Consider the following 19,457-nt stretch of genomic DNA (forward strand, 5'->3'; position numbering starts at 1 on the left):
GACGAAAATGGAATATGGCAATTCACAAAAAGGACAAAAACTTTGTTCAATATTTCACAAAGTATCCATGGTTTCTATCGTGGGAATCTCTATAATTAAGGGTGTAAAGAACAAAAGAAATAGATTATATGATCAATTAGGAGAGATTGCTATGAAAAGACATACAAGAAAAATTGCAATTATCGGTACTGGATTAGTTGGATCAAGTTGTGCATATTCCATTGTCAATCAAGGCATTTGCGAAGAGCTATTATTAATTGATATAAATCATGAACGTGCAGTTGGGGAAGCAATGGATTTATCACACTGCATTAACTTTACAAATACAAGAACAAAAGTATATGCAGGAAGCTATGAAGACTGCAAAGATATGGACATCGTTATTATTACAGCAGGACCAGCACCAAAGCCAGGACAAAGTCGCTTAGATACTTTAGGAGCAAGCGCAAAGATTATGGAAAGTGTTGTTGGCGGCGTAATGGAAAGTGGATTTGATGGTATTTTCTTACTTGCATCAAACCCAGTTGATATTATTACATATCAAGTGTGGAAATTATCTGGATTACCTAGAAATCGTGTGATCGGTACTGGTACATCACTAGATTCTTCTCGCTTACGAACAATTTTATCTGAAATGTTACATGTAGATCCTCGTAGTATTCATGGGTATTCATTAGGAGAACATGGTGATTCTCAAATGGTTGCTTGGTCACACGTAACTGTTGGTGGAAAACCAATTCTGCAAATATTAGAAGAACAAAAAGAACGATTTGGTGAAATAGATTTAGATGAAATCGTTGAGAAGACTGCGAAAGCCGGATGGGAAATTTATAAACGAAAAGGTACTACTTATTACGGAATCGGAAATTCTCTAGCATATATTGCAAACTCAATCTTTAACGATGATCACCGTGTCATTGCTGTATCAGCTATTTTAGATGGTGAGTATGGTGAATATGATATTTGTACAGGAGTGCCAGCTATTATTACTAGAGATGGTATAAGAGAAATTGTAGAACTAAATTTAACGGAGGATGAAGAATCTCGATTCGCAAAATCAAACGACATTTTACGTGATTATATGAAAACAATTGGCTACTAACTTATAGGAGAAGGTGAAACAAATGAAGGAATATATAATGTCTCGTGTATTTAAAGCATCAGCTGGAATCGCACAAGGTATTTTCGTATCCCTTGGAATTGGTTTACTAATCGAAAATATAGGAAGAATTGTTGATATTCCGTTGCTTATTACAATCGGAGTTGTTGCAAAATCACTTATGGCACCAGCCATTGGTGCTGGAATTGCTTTTATGCTCGGTGCAAACGGTCTTGTAATCTTCTCAGCTATGGTAGCTGGAGCAATTGGTGCCGGATCCATTTCAATTACTGAAGCAGGTCTAATTATTAAAACAGGTGAGCCAATCGGTGCATTATTAACAGCGACTTTAGCTGTATATATTGGTAAACGTTTAAGTGGAAAAACTGCGTTAGATATGATGCTCGTTCCATTTGCGGCAATATTAGGTTCTGGTTTAGTCGGTATTTGGTTATCTCATAATATTACTCCTGTTTTAAATGCAGTTGGAGCATTCATTAAAGATAGTTCAGCTGGTAGCCCGTTTATCGCTTCTATCGTCATTGCAGTCGTTTGGGGACTATTACTTATCTCTCCAGCTTCATCAGCTGCGTTAGCGATCGCACTTAGCTTAGACGGTGTTGCAGGTGGTGCTGCTCTTGCAGGCTGCGTTGCTCAGTTTATCGGATTCTCTGTCATCTCAGCGAAAGAAAATAATTTAGGTGGCATATTAGCTCAAGCACTTTGTACTCCGAAAGTACAGTTGCCAAATATCACTAAAAATCCAATGATTCTCGTCCCAACTGTCGTCGCCAGTGCGATAGTTGGTCCAGTATCCGCATTAATTTTCCAACTGGAAGCAGGAAAAGAAATTGCAGGTCTTGGATTAAGTTCTCTTATCGCACCAATTAATTTAATTTCCAGCGAAGGATGGGAAGTTGTCCCAGCGATGGTAATCACTTATATCGTCATTCCAGTAGCTGTTTCTTATATACTTTACATTGCTCTTAAAAAAGCAGGTCGTATTCACTCTGGTGATATGACTGTACCGCAATCTTAACTTGAAAATCTCCTTTTATATAGAGAAAAGCAGACTGAGAAGCCACAGTCTGCTTTTTACATTTTATGATTTTGTTTTACTGGAACACGTACGGTTTCTTTTGCTAATAAAAGCTGAACGCCGAAGTAGAGTATGCTTGCAAGCGTCATTCCAGAAATGGCGTCTACAAATGCGTGTTGCTTCGTAAATAGCGTTGATAAAATAATAAGCGTACCGAAGAAGGTAAGAATGTAATATTCAAAAGCATGTTGTTCTCTACGTCTAAAGGCAGCTAACATAATGATAAAGGTAGTAAGAACGTGAATGCTAGGGAAACAGTTCACCGGTTGATCGATACTATAAATATAGCGGACTAGTTCGGAAAATACGTCTGTTCCAACGACGGTTGGACGTGGTACAGTTGTTTGCCAAAAATAATAAATAGAAAAACAAGCAAGTTTTCCAAGAATGATACTACTTAAAGTGACATAATATTGTTTTCGATCTGCAAAGCAGTAATAAATAAGTGCGCCGTATAAGTAAGGAAACCAAATTAAATAAGGAATAATAAATGCTTTCACAAATGGAATCCAATCATCTACTACAGTTGTGACATCTACTGCGTGTACAGTCGATTTATTTAATACATCGTAAAGGGGACTTACGAGTACGAGTAGAAGTATATAACTTAACGGAAGAAAAGATGAAAGTTTAAATTTCTTCATGATAATCTCCTATGTTTAGTAATGTAAGTAAATTCAATTGATTATAATATAGAAACGCAATTTGGGCTATCGATTTTACTTACATTTTCTTGAATGAACCTTACGTTTTTGTCACTTGACTGAAAAGAAGGGGAGGGTGCTAAATGAAGCGTTTATCGTATTTCTTAGTTTTTATATTCATATGCCTAGTCGGTGCTGGGTGTGCAAAGGATAAAGAAGGAGAGAAATTAGAATATAACGGAAGAGCACTCGTAATTGGAGTTGTTGGAGAAAAACCGAAAGATACGTTTAGGAATGTAAAGTTTGAGGAAATAAAGTTAGAGGAACTGGAAAAGAAATCTAAGGAAGTAGATGGTTTTCTAATAATGAAAGATCACTTTCAAGAAGCCTCAACAGAGCAATATAAAAATGTATTTTCATCACTAAAGAAACCAGTATTTTTTATCGGTTTACAAGATAAATCATATTCGATTTTTATTACAAAAGGGATAGAGTATAACAGTGCCCGAAAAGATGTAAATGCGATGTATACGCAAGGGTTTGCAAATATCGGAAGTGGTGAAGGACAACAATGGGCAGTTGGTTTATCTAATGGCGGAAATACAGAAGAAAGTATTCATAATATGTATATCGTCGTATTTCAAACAATTGCAGATTATTTGAATAGATGAGGAAGAAGCCTGTAAACAAGGTTTCTCCTTTATTTTGCATTCAGGAATTGGTTATATAATGGTCCAAATGATTCCATTTTTATGAGGTTACTAGTAGGGCTTTTTTATTAACAGTAATTCCTCAATATACACGAAATATGCAAATATGAATATTGTATTTATTTGGAATTTTTGTATGTTAAAATTAAATATAGAGATTTTTATATGTAATGAACTAAAATTAGAAATATCCAATGAATTTTGAGAGGTGTTACATGTTTAAAAATAAGAAATTAATTCGATTCGGTCTAACATTACTTGTATGTTTATTTGTAATTGATTTTACAATCAGTTATTTTCAAACATATCTTGAATCAGCGGCAGGTATTAAATGGGCAGTATCAGAAACTTGGAGAACTATTTTGTTAGATGCCCCTGAAAGTATATTGGTTATTTTAGGCGCAATTGCTTTATATGATTTCACAAAAGAAACATCGCCAAAAGACGCATCTATTTAAATGCGTCTTTTTTATTTCATGCAATTAGCAATTTTGTGGATGGTAGTCTTGCTATCAATGATAGAGCATTATGCCATACAATGAAGATAATATTAGAAATTTATGGGGATGATTACGTTGAGGGAATTTTTAATTAGTTATGCTACAAGCCTGCTTACTTTTACTATTATATGGTTCTTAATACCGTATATTTCGGATCCTAGTTATTCTAACGAGAATGGTTTACCTAACATAGTTGGATTTATTGTAATTCTCATCATATTTGGTAGTGTATTAGATCTTGTAGCTTGCCTAATTGGAGAAGTGTTATACAGGAACATAAAACAATGTAGGAAGTTTCGAGTTGGAATTCCTGTATTTATTGGACTATCTCTTATCTATATATTTATACTCTCTCTTTTTACTATTACTAGTGCATATGCTTCTAGTTTAGTTGCACCTATTATTATGGGTTCCTTAGCTTTTTATGTAGTACGTAGAAAAATATAATTAACCTCAGCTAACGATAATGATGTAAATAAGCTAGTGGCGATTCCGCAAAGAGTTTAAATAAACTACGAAAAAGTAGAAAAGTATACATTTCTGCTTTAATAAAGGATACGTTTACCTTTAGATTGATGATAAAAAAGAAGTGCTCCTGTTTCTAAGCAAGGGCACTTCTTTTTATATTTCAGTCAGTAATTTGAATTTCATATTCTCAGGAGCAGTTACTTTTGCTTTATTGATGATAGGCTTAATAACTTTTTTATGGGCTCACTACTACGGTCAAAATCGTTAGTTCCTTTCATCTGTACGCCTTTGTCATGTAAAGTGTTTCCGGGTTTTGTGACTATAGGCTGAACTGGTTAAATAAACGTTTGTTTAAGATGTATGTTCGGCAGGAAGAAAACGATGCAGCTCAAGGGTTAATAAAGAAAAAAGAAAATTAATCAAACGTTTGTTTAAGATGTATGTTCGGTAGGAAGAAAGCGATACAGCTCAAGGGTTAACAAAGAAAAAAGGGGAGTTAATCAAACGTTTGTTTAAGATATATGTTCGGAGAGTGATAAGAGAAGAATCTAAAAAAATTTGCAGGATTATTAAAAATTATCACGAAATAAGTAAAAGTTTAGCGAATAATCGTTTGAAATAATAAAACGTTTTCTATATGATAAAGGTAAAGGTTAGTAAAAAAGTAGGTGAATTTATGACAGTAACATTTTATTCATATCCAAAGTGTGGCACATGTCAAAAAGCAAAGAAATGGTTTGAGGCAAACGATGTAGCATATGAGATGATTCATATTGTTGAAAATCCACCATCAAAAGAAGATTTACGTAATTTACATGAAAAAAGTGAATTACCATTAAAAAAATTCTTTAATACAAGTGGAATGCGTTACCGTGAACTTGGTCTGAAAGATAAGTTAAAAGATGCAAGTGAAGACGAAATGTACGAGCTTTTAGCATCTGATGGCATGTTGATTAAACGTCCAATTGTAACAGATGGAACGAAGGTAACACTTGGTTTTAACGAAGAGCAGTTTGAAAGTGTGTGGAAAAAGTACCAATAAGGTATTTTTACATAATTAATACATTCACTGGAGGTACAGTCATGAGCATTCCAAATAATTTACGTTACTCTGAAGAACACGAATGGGTAAAAACTGAAGGTAATGAAGTTGTTATCGGTATTACTCACTTTGCACAAAGTGAGCTAGGCGATATCGTATTCGTTGAACTTCCAGAAGTAGGTGCAACAATCGAAGCTGACGAGCCATTCGGAAGCGTAGAATCTGTTAAAACAGTTTCTGAATTATACGCACCTGTAAGCGGTAAAGTTGTAGCAGTAAACGAAGAATTAAGTGACCAACCAGAACTTGTTAACGAATCTCCATACGAGGGTGCATGGATGGTTAAAGTTGAACTTTCTGATGCAAGCCAAGTTGAGAAGTTATTAACTGCTGAAAAATATGCAGAAATGACAAACCAAGACTAATTATAGTCGACTGAAGGACAGCCTTTGTGCTGTCCTTTTTTATTTTGTGTTACATAATGCATTTAAAAACGAGCGCAAATGAATAAGCTATTATGGGAATGAATGTTTTTCGATAAGGTTTCATAGGGCTTTGTAATCTGAACGAGCCGCTTGCGCTTTTCATTATGATCCAGCTCCAGCAGCTAGATAGTTCGGTGGCTTCGCTTCTTCCTGCAAGGCAAAAAGCGCCTTTACGTCAGAAGCTCCATCCCCCTCACAATCTAAACGAGCCGCTTGCGCTTTTCATTGTTTAGCTCCACCTCCTAGCCCTTCATGTCTAAGAACCTTCCGCACGAGAAGACAAAAAGCGTCTTCTGTGCGAAAGAACCTTAGCCAACAGGGCTAAGCAGTCGGTTCCGCTTTTCTTTTGCAAAAATAAACAGGAAACAACATGAAAATAACGAATATACTATATACTAAGTTAAAGGTTGTATAGTATATGGTGATCGGGTGATGACATATGATTTATGTAGAAAAAGTCATTATTGTAGAAGGTACATCAGATAGAAGAAAGATTGAATCTATTATTCGTGAACCGGTGGAAATTGTTTGTACAAATGGTACAATTGGTTTGTCGAAAATGGATGAGCTCGTTGATCAGTTTTTTGATAAGGAAGTGTATGTGCTAGTGGATGCTGATGATGCTGGAGAAAAGTTAAGGAAACAGTTTCGAAAAGAATTTCCGCAAGCAGAGCATATTTATATTGATCGCTCGTACCGGGAAGTGGCAACAGCGCCATCTTCACACTTAGCAAATGTATTATGGGGAGCTGACATTGACGTTTATACAGAATATTTACGGTAAGGAATGATAGAAGTGATTGATTGGACAGGAGCCGAAGCTACAGCCCTAATAGAGAACGAAGAAAAAACAGTGTTATATGTATATACTCCAATGTGTGGAACATGCCAATTAGCAAAAAAGATGTTAACAGTCGTTGAGATGACAATTGAAGATTTGAAAATTGGGATGTTAGATTTAAATTATGCTCCGCATTTCGCGAAAGAGTATGGAATTGAAAGTGTACCGTGTTTACTTGTTTTTGAAAATGGGACACTCATGAAGAAGATATATGCATTTCATTCGGTTGAATATTTATATACGGAATTAAAGTAGGCGGCAAAGTTTTTGCCGCCTCGACATATTTCTTGGGAAATATGTCGAGATGCAGGGTGGTTACAGTATTTGTCGAGCGAAAGTAACAGGATTGCTCTTGAGTGAGAGGGAATGGTATGTAATAGAAAGTGATATGAAGGATGTGATTTAGAGTGGAATTATATTCTTTGCTTCAATCATTTGTAAATTACGCTAATGGTCAATATCATTTAGAGCCGCTTTTAAGACAAGGAGAAAAAACTGTTAATTTCCGCTTTGGAGATGAAAGTTGTTCGTTACAAATTTCAAGAGATTATATAGAACTGTTGAAAGAAGAAAGAGGAACGGAGCAAATCGTTTGTGTAGATGAAGAAGATGTAAAACAATTGGTGAATGGCAATGTACGATTGCAAACGTTAATGAACGATGGACGTATACAATATTCGGGAACGTATCGAACGATGTTATTAATTGAATCGATGTTTCATATATGTAAACCGATGTCAGTGGGAGCTTAAAATTCTGAAGTTTCGTTTTTTACAAAAATTTCTGTTGACATGGTGTGTGGATATTGATACAATTCAATTCATAAAATATAGACAATTTCATAAATTACAAATCAGACGAAAATGTAATCTGATTTCTCTTATCAAGAGAGGTGGAGGGACTGTGCCCTGTGAAGCCCGGCAACCGTCAACTTATGTTGAAATGGTGCCAATTCCTGCAAAGCAAATGCTTTGAGAGATGAGAGAGAGGGATAATGTTGTTATATACGCATATAAACCTTTCTGCTTCTCTAAAGCGGAAAGGTTTTTTTGTTGTTTGAATGTGGAGGACATTCAAATAATAAAAGTAATGAGAACGGTAGACTACACGCATCAAAAATAAAAAATTGCGGAGTCGACCTAAACAAAAAAGGGGTGATACACCATGATTCTATTAGAGAATGTAAAGAAAATATATAAAGCAAAAAGCGGTGATGTCACTGCTGTAGATAATGCCAATTTAAAAATAGAGAAAGGTGAAATATTTGGTGTTATCGGATATAGTGGCGCTGGAAAAAGTTCTTTAATTCGATTATTCAATCAGTTGGAGAAACCAACTTCAGGTCAAATTACAATTGCGAATCGCGTCATTTCAGCGATTACAGGAAGCGAACTTCGTAAGGCAAGACAAGAGATCGGAATGATTTTTCAACACTTCAACTTACTTTGGTCACGAACTGTACGTGAAAATATTGAGTTCCCACTTGAAATTGCAGGTGTTGATAAGGCGAAGAGAAGAAAACGTGTTGATGAGCTAATTCATCTTGTTGGATTAGAAGGAAGAGGAGACGCGTACCCATCTCAGCTGAGCGGAGGACAAAAGCAACGCGTTGGGATTGCAAGAGCGTTAGCTAACAATCCGCAAGTACTTTTATGTGATGAAGCAACGTCAGCTCTTGATCCAGAAACGACAGATCAAATTTTAGATCTATTATTAGATATTAATAAACGTCTCGGTTTAACGATTGTACTCATTACACACGAGATGCACGTAATTCGAAAGATTTGTAATCGCGTTGCGGTAATGGAGAAAGGAAAGATTGTAGAAACAGGTCCAGTACTTGATGTGTTCCGTAATCCGCAGCAAGACATTACGAAACGATTTGTACAGCAGTTAACGGATTCTGAAGATACAAATGAAACGATTGAAAGTTTAATTGAAAAATATCCAGATGGAAAAGTAATTCGTTTGCAGTTTATCGGTGAAGCGGTAGAAAGACCAGTACTTCAAAGGTTAATGCAGCGCAGTGATATAGAAGTTAGCATTTTGCAAGGAAATATTGCACAAACGAATAACGGCTCTTACGGTAGTTTAGTTGTTCATTTAAATGGTGAGGAAACAGCGATTCAGCAAGCAATAGAGGGAATACATCAAGATCAAGTAGAGCTGGAGGTGATTGCACATGGATAAATTACTCACAAATGTTGATTGGAATCAAATGTTAGAAGCAACGGGTGAAACGTTATATATGACGGCAATCGCAGCTCTTGCCACATTTGTTTTAGGACTCATTTTAGGATTGTTACTCTTTATGACAGCGAAAGATAATTTATGGGAAAACAAAGCAGTTAACACGGCGATTGGAGCGTTCGTAAACATTTTCCGCTCGATACCGTTCATTATTTTAATCATTTTATTAATCCCATTCACAAAGATTCTGCTTGGAACAATTCTTGGAGCGAGTGCAGCACTTCCAGCTTTAATTATTGGAGCGGCACCGTTTTACGCGAGAATGGTTGAAATCGCCCTTCGTGAAATTGATAAAGGTGTAATTGAAGCTTCAAAAGCGATGGGAGCAAAAACAAGCACAATTATTTTGAAGGTGTTAATTCCAGAATCGTTACCAGCATTAGTATCTGGTATTACGGTTACGACAATTGCTTTAGTAGGCTATACAGCAATGGCGGGAGTTGTTGGTGCTGGTGGCCTTGGAACACTTGCTTATTTAGAAGGATTCCAACGAGGAAATAACGACGTAACAATCGTTGCGACAATTTGTGTATTACTAGTTGTATTTTTCATTCAATGGATTGGTGATCGTGTAACGACTCGAATAGATAAACGATAATAAAAAACGGGAGGATGTTTCAAATGAAAAAATTATTACTGACAGCACTTATTTCAACTTCAATTTTTGGGTTAGCTGCTTGTGGCGGGAAAGATAACGATGAAAAGAAACTAGTTGTTGGTGCTTCTAACGTACCGCACGCTGAAATTTTAGAAAAGGCAAAACCGTTACTTGAGAAAAAAGGAATTGAATTAGAAGTGAAAAAATTCCAAGACTACGTATTACCAAATAAATCGTTAGCGGATAAGGATTTAGATGCAAACTACTTCCAGCACATTCCGTATTTAGAAAAAGAAATGAAAGATAAAAAATATGATTTTGAAGTAGCAGGAAAGATTCATTTAGAGCCAATTGGTGTATACTCTCAAAAATATAAGAGCTTAAAAGAACTTCCAGACGGAGCGACAATTATTATGAGTAATTCAGTTGCTGATCATGGACGTGGTTTAGCAATTTTACAAAAAGAAGGCATTTTAAAAATTAAAGATGGGGTGGATCCAGTTAAAGCAACTCCAAAAGATATTGCGGATAACCCGAAAAACTTGAAATTCAAAACAGATATTGAGCCTGGTTTATTACCACAGGTGTATAACAATAAAGAAGGCGACGCGGTTTTAATTAACTCGAACTATGCAATTGATGCGAAGTTAAACCCAGAAAAAGATGCAATTGCAATTGAAAGTAATGATTCACCATACGCAAACGTAGTAGCTGTTCGTAAAGGCGATAAAGATAAGAAAGAGATTAAAGCTCTTGTAGAAGTATTACATTCTAAAGAAATCGAAGACTTCATTAATAAAGAATATAAAGGGGCAGTTGTTCCTGTAAAAGAATAATTGCTGTAAAAGGGCTGGTGTATGCCAGCCTTTTTTATAACTACATAATTATACGGGAGAAGGGGACATCATATGAAAAAGATTCTATTGTCAGTTGTTACAGCGTTGTCTGTATTTACATTAGCTGCTTGCGGAGGGAAAGAGGAGAATAAGCTTGTTGTGGGAGCTTCTAACGTGCCGCACGCTGTTATTTTAGAAAAGGCACAGCCAATATTAGAGAAAAAGGGTATTAAATTAGAAATTAAAAAATTCCAAGATTATGTGTTGCCAAATAAAGCGTTAGCGGATAAGGAAATTGATGCGAACTACTTCCAACACATTCCTTATTTAGATAAAGAAATCCAAGAAAAAGGATATAAAATTGTAAACGCGGGAAAAATTCATTTAGAGCCAATGGGTATTTATTCGAAGAAATATAAAAGCTTAAAAGACTTACCAGATGGTGGGACAGTGATTATGAGTAATAACGTAGCGGAGCGTGGCCGTATGCTAGCACTGTTACAAAAAGGCGGCGTTATTAAACTAAAAGACGGTGTAGATGTTGTGAAAGCAACAGTAAAAGATGTTGTAGAAAATCCGAAAAACTTAAAGTTTAAAACAGATGTAGAGCCTGGTCTTTCACCGAAGTTATATGAAAATAATGAAGGTGATGCATTATTTATTAATTCAAACTATGCAATTGACGCAAAATTAAATCCAACAAAGGATGCGATTGCGATTGAAGGATCAGACTCTCCGTATGCAAATATTATTGCAGTTCGTAAAGGTGACGAGAAGAAAAAAGAAATTAAGGAGTTAGTAGAAGTACTGCATTCAAAAGAAATTCAAGATTTTATTAATAAAGAATATAAGGGTGCTGTACTTCCGGTAAGTGAATAAATATAAGGAAAGGGCTGGAAATTTACCAGTCCTTTTTTCTTTATATAAATAAGAAGAAAGGTGTATCATATAAGGATGCAAGTGAAATACTTATATACATTTGTGAAAAAATTGTTACTTTTTTTCATCGTTTGCGATATCATTTTATTTGATATAAAATTAGAATGAGAATAAAATGAGAATATGAACGTTTTAGGAATTTTTAAAATGTATATATAGGATTAATGGAGGTATTGAGATGGCTGGTTCTACATTAACGGTTAAAGACTTACACGTATCAATTGATGGCAAAGAAATTTTAAAAGGTGTAAACCTTGAAGTAAAAGGTGGAGAAATCCACGCAATTATGGGACCTAACGGAACAGGTAAATCAACTTTATCTTCTGCAATTATGGGTCACCCAAAATATGAAGTAACAGAAGGTAGCATCATCATCGACGGTGAAGATGTATTAGAAATGGAAGTAGATGAGCGCGCACAAGCAGGTCTATTCCTAGCAATGCAATATCCAAGTGAAATTAGCGGAGTAACAAACGCTGACTTCTTACGTTCTGCAATTAACGCACGTCGTGAAGAAGGCGATGAAATTTCTCTTATGAAATTTATCCGTAAATTAGATAAAAATATGGAATTCCTAGAAATGGATCCAGAAATGGCACAACGTTACTTAAACGAAGGTTTCTCTGGCGGTGAGAAAAAACGTAACGAAATTCTTCAATTAATGATGATTGAGCCAAAAATCGCAATCTTAGACGAAATTGACTCAGGTCTTGATATCGATGCATTAAAAGTTGTATCTAAAGGTATTAACGAAATGCGCGGCGAAGACTTCGGTTGCCTAATGATTACGCATTACCAACGTTTATTAAACTACATCACTCCAGACTTCGTTCACGTTATGATGAACGGTCGTATCGTTAAATCTGGTGGACCTGAGCTTGCACAACGTCTAGAAGCTGAAGGTTACGACTGGATTAAAAAAGAATTAGGTATTGAAGACGAAACAACAGAGCAAGAAGCGTAAGAGAGGAGCATAAACATGACAATCGGTACATTACCTTTCGATCAAGAAACAATCCGTCAACGCGCAAGCGAAGTAAACGAAGCAGCTTGGTTGACTGAGTTCCGCTTACAAGCTCTTGCACAAGCAACTGAACTTCCAATGCCAACTCCTGATAAAACGAAAATTGACAAATGGGACTTTATCGGAAAAGGCGACGCTGCTAAGCAAGAGCCTGTAAGTTCTTTAACAGAGCTTCCAGAAGCAGTGAAAAACTTAATCGATGAAAATAACAGTGTATTAGTGCAACGTACTGGTACAACTGCATTCGTTTCTTTAGCAGACGAAGCAAAAGAAAAAGGTGTTATTTTCACAGACATCGTAACAGCTGCAACTGAGCATGCTGAACTAGTACAAAAGTACTTAATGAAAGACGGCGTGAAGGTAGACGAGCATCGTCTAACTGCACTTCATGCTGCATTAATCAACGGTGGTGCATTCTTATATGTTCCGAAAAACGTTGTTCTTGAAACTCCACTTCAAGCTGTATTCTTAGTAGACGGCGAAGAAGCTAACGTATATAACCATGTATTATTCGTAGCTGATGCGAACAGTACTGCAACTTATGTAGAAAACTACGTTGCAAATGAAAATGCTAAAGGTATTGCAAATATCGTAGCAGAAGTAATCGTGGAACAAGGCGCACAAGTAAAATTCGGTGCGGTTGATCTATTAGCAAAAGACGTAACAACTTACGTTAACCGCCGCGGTATTGTTGGACGCGACGGCCGCGTTGATTGGGCTCTAGGCCTTATGAATGACGGAAACACAATTTCAGAGAACGTTACAAACTTAATGGGCGACGGTTCATATGCTGATACGAAAACAGTAACAATTGGCCGTGGTAACCAAACACAAAACTTTACAACTAAAGTTGTTCACTTCGGTAAACACTCTGAAGGTTGGATTTTAAAACACGGTGTACAAAAAGATAGTGCAACATCTATCTTTAACGGAATTGGTAAGATTGAACACGGTGCATCTAAGTCAAATGCACAACAATCTTCTCGCGTTCTTATGTTAGATGAGAAAGCACGCGGTGATGCAAACCCAATTCTTTTAATTGACGAAGATGATGTTATGGCAGGTCACGCAGCTTCAGTAGGTCGCGTAGATCCAACTCAACTATACTACTTAATGAGCCGTGGTATTCCAAAACGCGAAGCAGAACGTTTAGTCATCCATGGATTCTTAGCACCTGTAGTTAATGAGCTTCCAATTGAAGGAGTAAAGGCACAGCTTGTTGAGGTAATTGAAAGGAAAGTTCGCTAATGAATATTCATGAAATACGCAAACAGTTTCCAATTCTTGATCAAAAAGTGAACGGCAAACAACTTGTTTATTTCGATAGTGCAGCAACTTCTCAAAAACCAATTCAAGTCATTGAAACGTTAGAACGTTACTATAAAGAATATAACTCTAACGTGCATCGCGGTGTTCATACGCTCGGTACGAAAGCTACCGACGCGTATGAAGGTGCACGCGAGAAAGTTCGCAAGTTTATTAATGCGAAATCCATGGAAGAGATTATTTTCACGCGCGGAACGACAACTGCATTAAATACAGTAGCGGCTAGCTATGGTCTTGAAAATGTAAAAGAAGGCGATGAAATCGTTATTTCTTACATGGAGCACCATAGTAACATCATTCCGTGGCAGCAAGTTGCGAAGAAAACTGGTGCAACTTTAAAATATCTTCCGCTTCAACCAGATGGGACAATTTCAATAGAAGATGCTCGTCAAACAATTACACCGAATACCAAAATCGTTTCTATCATGTATGTTTCTAACGTACTTGGAACGATTAACCCTGTAAAAGAAATCGGAGCAATCGCGCACGAAAATGGCGCAATTATGGTCGTTGACGGTGCACAAAGTACACCTCATATGAAAGTGGATGTACAAGATTTAAACTGTGATTTCTACGCATTATCTGCTCATAAGATGTGCGGCCCTACAGGTATCGGCGTATTATATGGTAAGAAAGAATTGCTAAACAATATGGAGCCAATTGAATTTGGCGGTGAAATGATTGATTTCGTAGATTTACAAGAATCTACTTGGAAAGAGCTTCCGTGGAAGTTCGAAGCAGGTACGCCGATTATCGGTAATGCAATCGGACTTGGTGCGGCAATTGATTTCCTAGAAGAAATCGGTCTTGATAATATTGAAAAGCATGAGCATGAATTAGCGCAATACGCTTTAGAAAGACTATCAGAAGTAGATGGCGTTACAATTTATGGTCCAAAGCATCGCGCTGGTCTTGTTACATTTAATATTGAAGACGTACATCCTCATGATGTAGCGACAGTATTAGATGTAGAAGGTATTGCGGTTCGCGCAGGACATCACTGTGCACAACCGCTTATGAAGTGGCTGAAAGCTTCTTCAACAGCACGTGCAAGCTTCTATTTATATAATACAAAAGAAGAAATTGATACATTTGTTGAATCGCTAATCAAGACAAAGGAGTATTTCACAAATGTCATTTAATAATTTAGATACGTTATATCGTCAAGTTATTATGGATCATTATAAGAATCCTCGTAACCATGGCGTGTTAGAAGATAGTGTTACAGTTAACTTGAACAATCCAACTTGCGGCGATCGTATTCAACTTACGATGAAAGTAGAAGAAGGTATTGTGCAAGAAGCGAAGTTTGAAGGAGAAGGATGTTCTATCTCAATGTCTTCAGCTTCAATGATGACACAAGCAGTAAAAGGTAAGAAAATTGAAGAGGCACTTCAGCTTTCTAAAATTTTCTCTGACATGATGCTAGGAAAAGAGTACGATGACAGCATCGATTTAGGAGATATTGAAGCATTACAAGGCGTATGCAAGTTCCCTGCACGTATTAAATGTGCAACATTAGCGTGGAAAGCGTTAGAAAAGGGCTTAAACGAAGATAAGTAATGTTAAAGGTTCCTAAAAACGAGGTTATCTAAGGAGGGACACACCAACATGGCGAAGCAACTGCCAGATATCGGCGATTATAAATATGGTTTCAAAGACAAAGACGTTTCGATTTTCCGTGCTGGACGCGGTTTAACAAAAGAGATCGTTGAAGAGATTTCACGTATGAAAGAAGAACCACAGTGGATGTTAGACTTCCGTTTAAAATCACTGGATAAGTTCTATGAAATGCCAATGCCACAATGGGGCGGCGACTTAAACGACTTAGATTTCGATGAAATTACGTACTACGTAAAACCATCTGAGAAATCTGAGAAGTCTTGGGATGAAGTACCTGATGAAATTAAAGCGACATTTGATAAATTAGGTATTCCAGAAGCTGAGCAAAAGTATTTAGCTGGTGTATCTGCACAGTACGAATCTGAAGTTGTATACCACAACATGAAAGAAGACCTAGAAGCTCTAGGAATCGTCTTCAAAGATACAGATAGCGCATTAAAAGAGAACGAAGATATTTTCCGTGAGCATTTCGGAAAAGTAATCCCACCAACAGACAACAAATTCGCAGCATTAAACTCTGCAGTTTGGTCTGGTGGATCATTCATCTACGTTCCAAAAGGTGTGAAAGTTGATACACCACTTCAAGCGTATTTCCGTATTAACTCTGAAAATATGGGACAATTCGAGCGTACGCTTATCATCGTAGACGAAGGCGCACACGTACACTACGTAGAAGGTTGTACAGCACCTGTTTATACAACTAACTCACTTCACAGTGCGGTAGTAGAAATCATCATTAAGAAAGATGCATATTGCCGTTATACAACAATCCAAAACTGGGCGAACAACGTATACAACCTAGTTACAAAACGTGCGGTTTGTGAAGAAAACGCAACGATGGAATGGATTGACGGTAACATCGGATCTAAATTAACGATGAAATACCCAGCAGTTATCTTAAAAGGCGAAGGCGCTCGTGGTTTAACATTATCTATCGCGATTGCTGGTAAAGGCCAACACCAAGATGCTGGTGCGAAAATGATTCACTTAGCACCAAACACGTCTTCAACAATCGTTTCTAAATCGATTGCGAAGCATGGTGGTAAAGTAACTTACCGTGGTATCGTACACTTCGGACCAAAAGCGAAAAACTCTCGCTCTAACATCGAGTGTGACACGTTAATCATGGATAACCAATCTACATCTGATACAATTCCTTACAACGAAATCAAAAATGATTACGTTTCACTTGAGCACGAAGCGAAAGTATCGAAAGTATCAGAAGAACAATTATTCTACCTAATGAGCCGCGGTATTTCTGAGCAAGAAGCTACAGAAATGATCGTAATGGGCTTCATCGAGCCATTCACTCGCGAACTTCCAATGGAATACGCAGTTGAAATGAACCGCCTAATCAAGTTTGAGATGGAAGGTTCTATTGGTTAAATAGAAATGCGGAGCCGACTGTTCAGACCCGTTGGCTAAGGTTCTTTCGCACAGAAGATGCTTTTTATCTTCTCGTGCGGAAGGTTCTTAGACATGAGGGTCTAGGAGGCGAAGCTGGACATATTTAAAGTGGAGGCGGCTCGTCCAGAATGTGAGGGGGATGGAGCTTCTGATGTAGAGGCGCTTTTTGCCTCATAGGAAGAAGTGAAGCCACCGAACATTCTAGCCGCTGGAACTGGATAATATATAAAGAAAGCGCTCTGCTGTGCAGGGCGCTTTTTTTATTGTGTGAGCTGGGCTTGGGGTGGGATTAGCCGAGATACCCAGGTGGGTTTCTGGCTAAATATATCAGCGATTTTTCAAATATATCGACGATAACTCCGAATATATCAGCGATTCTTTCAATATATCGACGATTCGACAAGGAATATCGACTTATCAACAAATTACGACATAGCAGAGCGGGCGTATACCCCTCAATATTTAGATGATATGCATGAAGTGGCCGAATGGAAGTAGTTGAGGCTAAGATACTGACAAACCCCACAAGGAAATCCACCAAACTCCTCGTAAAACCACTCAACAAACTTTCTGACAAATCCCCCCTCCCGTTCTATCAATGAATCCAACAACTAAAAAAGAAAGTTTCTCATATGAAAAAGGGCAATCTTTTGCTTTTTCTCACAATGCGAGTACAATGTAAAATAGCAAGAAAAGACGAAAAGTATTTACAGGATTATTGCGTGCGCATAGCGTAAATGGCAGTAAGGAACTGAGAGGAGGTTTTTTCTCTGAATATAAATAAAGAAACAATTATCCACCTTTATCATACAAACGATATACATAGTCATTTTGAAAATTGGCCGCAAATTTCTCGGTTTGTACAAGGAGAGAAAAAGCGAAGACAGGAAGCGGGAGAGACCGTTTTGACTGTAGATATTGGCGATCATGTGGATCGTTTTCATAGTATTTCGGAAGCGACGAATGGGCTTGGCAATACGAAACTTTTAAATGAGGCTTTATATGATTATGTAACGATCGGAAATAATGAAGGAATTACGTTAGCGAAGGAGCATTTGAATCGTCTATATGATGATGCTGGATTTGAGGTGCTTGTCGCAAATTTATTTGAAAAAGAAGGGGTACGTCCAGAGTGGGCAAAGCCTTATAAATTACATACAACGACAGATGGGATTACGATTGCTTTTATCGGATTAACGGTTGCGTATCCAGAGTTTTATCAAATGTTAGATTGGCATATTGAAGATCCAATCGAGCATTTAGAGTCTATTTTAGAAGAAGTGAGAGATGAGGCTCATATAACGGTTGTCCTTTCTCACCTTGGAAAAAGCATGGATGAGCATATGGCGGAGCAGTATGATATAGATGTTATTTTAGGGGCACATACGCATCATTTATTTGAGCGTGGTGTTCTTATGAATCATACGTTACTTTGTTGTTGTGAAAAGTGGGGACGTTACGTTGGGCACGTTCAGCTTACTGTGGATAAAGAGACGAAGAAGCTGTTGAAAAAGGATGGTAGAGCGATTAAGACTGAACGTTTAGGTGCTTATAACAAACCATTATCCACAATTGAAGCGCTGCAGGAAGAAAGTAAACATATTATGGAAGAGCCTGTCGTTCATTTAAAGGAATCATTACCGGTTGATTGGTTTCATGAGACAGCATTTTCGCACATGTTAGCAAATGCGCTGAAAAACTGGTGCGATGCAGAAATTGGCATGGTAAACGCCGGTGTACTTCTTGAAGGATTAGAAGAAGGCGTTGTGACGCGCGGAGATATTCACAGAATTTGTCCACATCCAATTAATCCATGCCTATTAAAAGTGCCGGGGAAAACGTTAAGAGAAGTGATCTTGAAAGCACGTCGCCCGAATATGGAGAACCTTGAGGTAAAAGGGTTTGGATTTCGGGGGAAAGTAATGGGGAAAATGATTTACGCTGGTGTAGAAGTCATTCCAGATACGATTCCCGGGAATAAAATTTTACTCGAAGATGTATTAATTAACGGAGAATCGCTTGAGTTAGATCGTATATATACAGTAGGAACGATTGATATGTTTACATTTGGGTACTTATACCCAGAGCTATCCACACTTTCTAACAAACAATATTATATGCCAGAACTACTTAGGGATGTGTTAGCAGACATGTTAATAACTTATACATCTTCTGTCAAACTATAGGCTAGTTAACTTGTAACACTCATTTTTCTCTTGTCATACAGATAAGAAAGAGAGGAGTGTGAACTATGGTTAATGTAGAGCCGATTATAATCGATAATTATACGTTTATTGCGGTTAGCGTCAAACTTCCAAAGACAAATTTGCTAGCTGTAATGAGCGATAAAGGATATATTATGTGCGGTGCATTAGATGTAGGTCTTTTAAATGAGAAGTTAGGAGATCGTGGTATTATTGCTGGTCGCGCGGTTGGTGTAAGAACGATTGAACAACTTCTTGAAGCACCGCTAGAATCAGTAACGATTGAAGCCGAATCGTTAGGTATTACGGCTGGCACAATCGGAAAAGAAGCATTATTAAAAATGAGATAAGCATATATCGTC

The 19,457-nt window shown here is 37.3% G+C and carries 22 protein-coding genes and 1 riboswitch; of the genes, 21 read left to right on the forward strand and 1 reads right to left on the reverse strand.

Annotated elements, in window-relative coordinates; genetic code table 11:
* The first annotated feature begins 151 nt into the window (after positions 1 to 151).
* Both QCI47_RS02385 and QCI47_RS02390 read left to right on the forward strand, forming a co-directional pair.
* The gene (locus tag QCI47_RS02385; RefSeq protein ID WP_000820657.1) at positions 152 to 1,102 is read left to right on the forward strand and encodes an L-lactate dehydrogenase; all 951 of its coding nucleotides are present in this window, start codon (positions 152 to 154) and stop codon (positions 1,100 to 1,102) included.
* Positions 1,103 to 1,124: 22 nt separating this feature from the next.
* On the forward strand, positions 1,125 to 2,138 hold the full coding sequence (locus tag QCI47_RS02390; protein ID WP_000666170.1) for a PTS sugar transporter subunit IIC: 1,014 nt from the start codon (positions 1,125 to 1,127) through the stop codon (positions 2,136 to 2,138).
* Positions 2,139 to 2,194: 56 nt separating this feature from the next.
* Here QCI47_RS02390 and QCI47_RS02395 read toward each other — a convergent pair whose 3' ends face one another.
* Positions 2,195 to 2,842: a phosphatase PAP2 family protein gene (locus QCI47_RS02395; RefSeq protein ID WP_000713754.1), complete on the reverse strand. Its 648-nt coding sequence runs from the start codon at positions 2,840 to 2,842 to the stop codon at positions 2,195 to 2,197.
* 143 nt (positions 2,843 to 2,985) lie between these two features.
* Here QCI47_RS02395 and QCI47_RS02400 point away from each other — a divergent pair, with 143 nt between their 5' ends.
* The 19 genes from QCI47_RS02400 (at position 2,986) to QCI47_RS02490 (ending at position 19,445) form a co-directional block, all read left to right on the forward strand.
* A complete protein-coding gene (locus tag QCI47_RS02400) occupies positions 2,986 to 3,513 on the forward strand; it encodes a hypothetical protein (protein ID WP_000826892.1) in 528 nt (175 codons plus the stop codon).
* Between the two features lie 254 nt (positions 3,514 to 3,767).
* Positions 3,768 to 4,010, forward strand: coding sequence for a DUF3937 family protein (locus tag QCI47_RS02405; protein ID WP_000475829.1), 243 nt, complete (start codon positions 3,768 to 3,770; stop codon positions 4,008 to 4,010).
* Between the two features lie 117 nt (positions 4,011 to 4,127).
* Complete coding sequence (locus QCI47_RS02410; RefSeq protein WP_001206596.1) at positions 4,128 to 4,499, forward strand: hypothetical protein; 372 nt, start codon at positions 4,128 to 4,130, stop codon at positions 4,497 to 4,499.
* Between the two features lie 697 nt (positions 4,500 to 5,196).
* Positions 5,197 to 5,562, forward strand: a complete 366-nt coding sequence (locus tag QCI47_RS02415; RefSeq protein ID WP_000218967.1) for an arsenate reductase family protein — start codon at positions 5,197 to 5,199, stop codon at positions 5,560 to 5,562.
* A gap of 41 nt (positions 5,563 to 5,603) precedes the next feature.
* Positions 5,604 to 5,987, forward strand: a complete 384-nt coding sequence (gene gcvH, locus QCI47_RS02420) for a glycine cleavage system protein GcvH (protein WP_000026900.1) — start codon at positions 5,604 to 5,606, stop codon at positions 5,985 to 5,987.
* 499 nt (positions 5,988 to 6,486) lie between these two features.
* Positions 6,487 to 6,831: a toprim domain-containing protein gene (locus QCI47_RS02425; RefSeq protein WP_000640869.1), complete on the forward strand. Its 345-nt coding sequence runs from the start codon at positions 6,487 to 6,489 to the stop codon at positions 6,829 to 6,831.
* A gap of 3 nt (positions 6,832 to 6,834) precedes the next feature.
* Complete coding sequence (locus QCI47_RS02430; RefSeq protein WP_001998544.1) at positions 6,835 to 7,143, forward strand: thioredoxin family protein; 309 nt, start codon at positions 6,835 to 6,837, stop codon at positions 7,141 to 7,143.
* A 152-nt stretch (positions 7,144 to 7,295) separates the two neighbouring features.
* Complete coding sequence (locus tag QCI47_RS02435; RefSeq protein ID WP_000424933.1) at positions 7,296 to 7,640, forward strand: hypothetical protein; 345 nt, start codon at positions 7,296 to 7,298, stop codon at positions 7,638 to 7,640.
* 125 nt (positions 7,641 to 7,765) lie between these two features.
* Positions 7,766 to 7,873, forward strand: a riboswitch (SAM riboswitch).
* Positions 7,874 to 8,052: 179 nt separating this feature from the next.
* Positions 8,053 to 9,078: a methionine ABC transporter ATP-binding protein gene (locus QCI47_RS02440; RefSeq protein ID WP_000601776.1), complete on the forward strand. Its 1,026-nt coding sequence runs from the start codon at positions 8,053 to 8,055 to the stop codon at positions 9,076 to 9,078.
* Positions 9,071 to 9,736 carry a methionine ABC transporter permease gene (locus tag QCI47_RS02445; RefSeq protein WP_000359556.1) on the forward strand — a complete coding sequence of 222 codons (666 nt, stop codon included), beginning with the start codon at positions 9,071 to 9,073 and terminating at the stop codon, positions 9,734 to 9,736. Before QCI47_RS02440 ends, QCI47_RS02445 begins: the two co-directional genes overlap by 8 nt.
* A 23-nt stretch (positions 9,737 to 9,759) precedes the next feature.
* A complete protein-coding gene (metQ, locus tag QCI47_RS02450) occupies positions 9,760 to 10,572 on the forward strand; it encodes a methionine ABC transporter substrate-binding lipoprotein MetQ (protein WP_000735115.1) in 813 nt (270 codons plus the stop codon).
* A gap of 72 nt (positions 10,573 to 10,644) precedes the next feature.
* Positions 10,645 to 11,451: a methionine ABC transporter substrate-binding lipoprotein MetQ gene (gene metQ, locus QCI47_RS02455; protein WP_000722401.1), complete on the forward strand. Its 807-nt coding sequence runs from the start codon at positions 10,645 to 10,647 to the stop codon at positions 11,449 to 11,451.
* A 238-nt stretch (positions 11,452 to 11,689) separates the two neighbouring features.
* Positions 11,690 to 12,475: a Fe-S cluster assembly ATPase SufC gene (gene sufC / locus QCI47_RS02460; RefSeq protein WP_000929157.1), complete on the forward strand. Its 786-nt coding sequence runs from the start codon at positions 11,690 to 11,692 to the stop codon at positions 12,473 to 12,475.
* Positions 12,476 to 12,490: 15 nt separating this feature from the next.
* Positions 12,491 to 13,783, forward strand: a complete 1,293-nt coding sequence (gene sufD, locus QCI47_RS02465) for a Fe-S cluster assembly protein SufD (RefSeq protein WP_309422188.1) — start codon at positions 12,491 to 12,493, stop codon at positions 13,781 to 13,783.
* Positions 13,783 to 15,003 (forward strand): cysteine desulfurase SufS, encoded by a 1,221-nt coding sequence (gene sufS / locus QCI47_RS02470; RefSeq protein WP_001020761.1) that lies wholly within the window; start codon positions 13,783 to 13,785, stop codon positions 15,001 to 15,003. The genes sufD and sufS overlap by 1 nt, the downstream gene beginning before the upstream one ends.
* On the forward strand, positions 14,993 to 15,424 hold the full coding sequence (gene sufU / locus QCI47_RS02475; protein ID WP_000009523.1) for a Fe-S cluster assembly sulfur transfer protein SufU: 432 nt from the start codon (positions 14,993 to 14,995) through the stop codon (positions 15,422 to 15,424). The genes sufS and sufU overlap by 11 nt, the downstream gene beginning before the upstream one ends.
* Positions 15,425 to 15,472: 48 nt before the next feature.
* Positions 15,473 to 16,870, forward strand: a complete 1,398-nt coding sequence (gene sufB / locus QCI47_RS02480; RefSeq protein ID WP_001118823.1) for a Fe-S cluster assembly protein SufB — start codon at positions 15,473 to 15,475, stop codon at positions 16,868 to 16,870.
* Positions 16,871 to 17,685: 815 nt separating this feature from the next.
* Positions 17,686 to 19,077, forward strand: coding sequence for a bifunctional metallophosphatase/5'-nucleotidase (locus QCI47_RS02485; protein WP_071742158.1), 1,392 nt, complete (start codon positions 17,686 to 17,688; stop codon positions 19,075 to 19,077).
* Positions 19,078 to 19,142: 65 nt separating this feature from the next.
* The gene (locus QCI47_RS02490; protein WP_000248464.1) at positions 19,143 to 19,445 is read left to right on the forward strand and encodes a YunC family protein; all 303 of its coding nucleotides are present in this window, start codon (positions 19,143 to 19,145) and stop codon (positions 19,443 to 19,445) included.
* The last annotated feature ends 12 nt before the right edge of the window (positions 19,446 to 19,457 follow it).

The sequence above is a fragment of the Bacillus cereus group sp. RP29 genome, from assembly GCF_040459765.1.
Classification (GTDB): Bacteria; Bacillota; Bacilli; order Bacillales; family Bacillaceae_G; genus Bacillus_A; species Bacillus_A paranthracis.

What these genes read in the sequence shown, in the direction of transcription:
- QCI47_RS02385 (WP_000820657.1), top strand. Translation starts at nt 152, where the DNA reads ATGAAAAGACATACAAGAAAAATTGCAATTATCGGTACTGGATTAGTT.
- QCI47_RS02390 (WP_000666170.1), top strand. Translation starts at nt 1,125, where the DNA reads ATGAAGGAATATATAATGTCTCGTGTATTTAAAGCATCAGCTGGAATC.
- QCI47_RS02395 (WP_000713754.1), bottom strand. Translation starts at nt 2,842, where the DNA reads ATGAAGAAATTTAAACTTTCATCTTTTCTTCCGTTAAGTTATATACTT.
- QCI47_RS02400 (WP_000826892.1), top strand. Translation starts at nt 2,986, where the DNA reads ATGAAGCGTTTATCGTATTTCTTAGTTTTTATATTCATATGCCTAGTC.
- QCI47_RS02405 (WP_000475829.1), top strand. Translation starts at nt 3,768, where the DNA reads ATGTTTAAAAATAAGAAATTAATTCGATTCGGTCTAACATTACTTGTA.
- QCI47_RS02415 (WP_000218967.1), top strand. Translation starts at nt 5,197, where the DNA reads ATGACAGTAACATTTTATTCATATCCAAAGTGTGGCACATGTCAAAAA.
- gcvH (WP_000026900.1), top strand. Translation starts at nt 5,604, where the DNA reads ATGAGCATTCCAAATAATTTACGTTACTCTGAAGAACACGAATGGGTA.
- QCI47_RS02425 (WP_000640869.1), top strand. Translation starts at nt 6,487, where the DNA reads ATGATTTATGTAGAAAAAGTCATTATTGTAGAAGGTACATCAGATAGA.
- QCI47_RS02430 (WP_001998544.1), top strand. Translation starts at nt 6,835, where the DNA reads ATGATAGAAGTGATTGATTGGACAGGAGCCGAAGCTACAGCCCTAATA.
- QCI47_RS02440 (WP_000601776.1), top strand. Translation starts at nt 8,053, where the DNA reads ATGATTCTATTAGAGAATGTAAAGAAAATATATAAAGCAAAAAGCGGT.
- QCI47_RS02445 (WP_000359556.1), top strand. Translation starts at nt 9,071, where the DNA reads ATGGATAAATTACTCACAAATGTTGATTGGAATCAAATGTTAGAAGCA.
- metQ (WP_000735115.1), top strand. Translation starts at nt 9,760, where the DNA reads ATGAAAAAATTATTACTGACAGCACTTATTTCAACTTCAATTTTTGGG.
- metQ (WP_000722401.1), top strand. Translation starts at nt 10,645, where the DNA reads ATGAAAAAGATTCTATTGTCAGTTGTTACAGCGTTGTCTGTATTTACA.
- sufC (WP_000929157.1), top strand. Translation starts at nt 11,690, where the DNA reads ATGGCTGGTTCTACATTAACGGTTAAAGACTTACACGTATCAATTGAT.
- sufD (WP_309422188.1), top strand. Translation starts at nt 12,491, where the DNA reads ATGACAATCGGTACATTACCTTTCGATCAAGAAACAATCCGTCAACGC.
- sufS (WP_001020761.1), top strand. Translation starts at nt 13,783, where the DNA reads ATGAATATTCATGAAATACGCAAACAGTTTCCAATTCTTGATCAAAAA.
- sufU (WP_000009523.1), top strand. Translation starts at nt 14,993, where the DNA reads ATGTCATTTAATAATTTAGATACGTTATATCGTCAAGTTATTATGGAT.
- sufB (WP_001118823.1), top strand. Translation starts at nt 15,473, where the DNA reads ATGGCGAAGCAACTGCCAGATATCGGCGATTATAAATATGGTTTCAAA.
- QCI47_RS02490 (WP_000248464.1), top strand. Translation starts at nt 19,143, where the DNA reads ATGGTTAATGTAGAGCCGATTATAATCGATAATTATACGTTTATTGCG.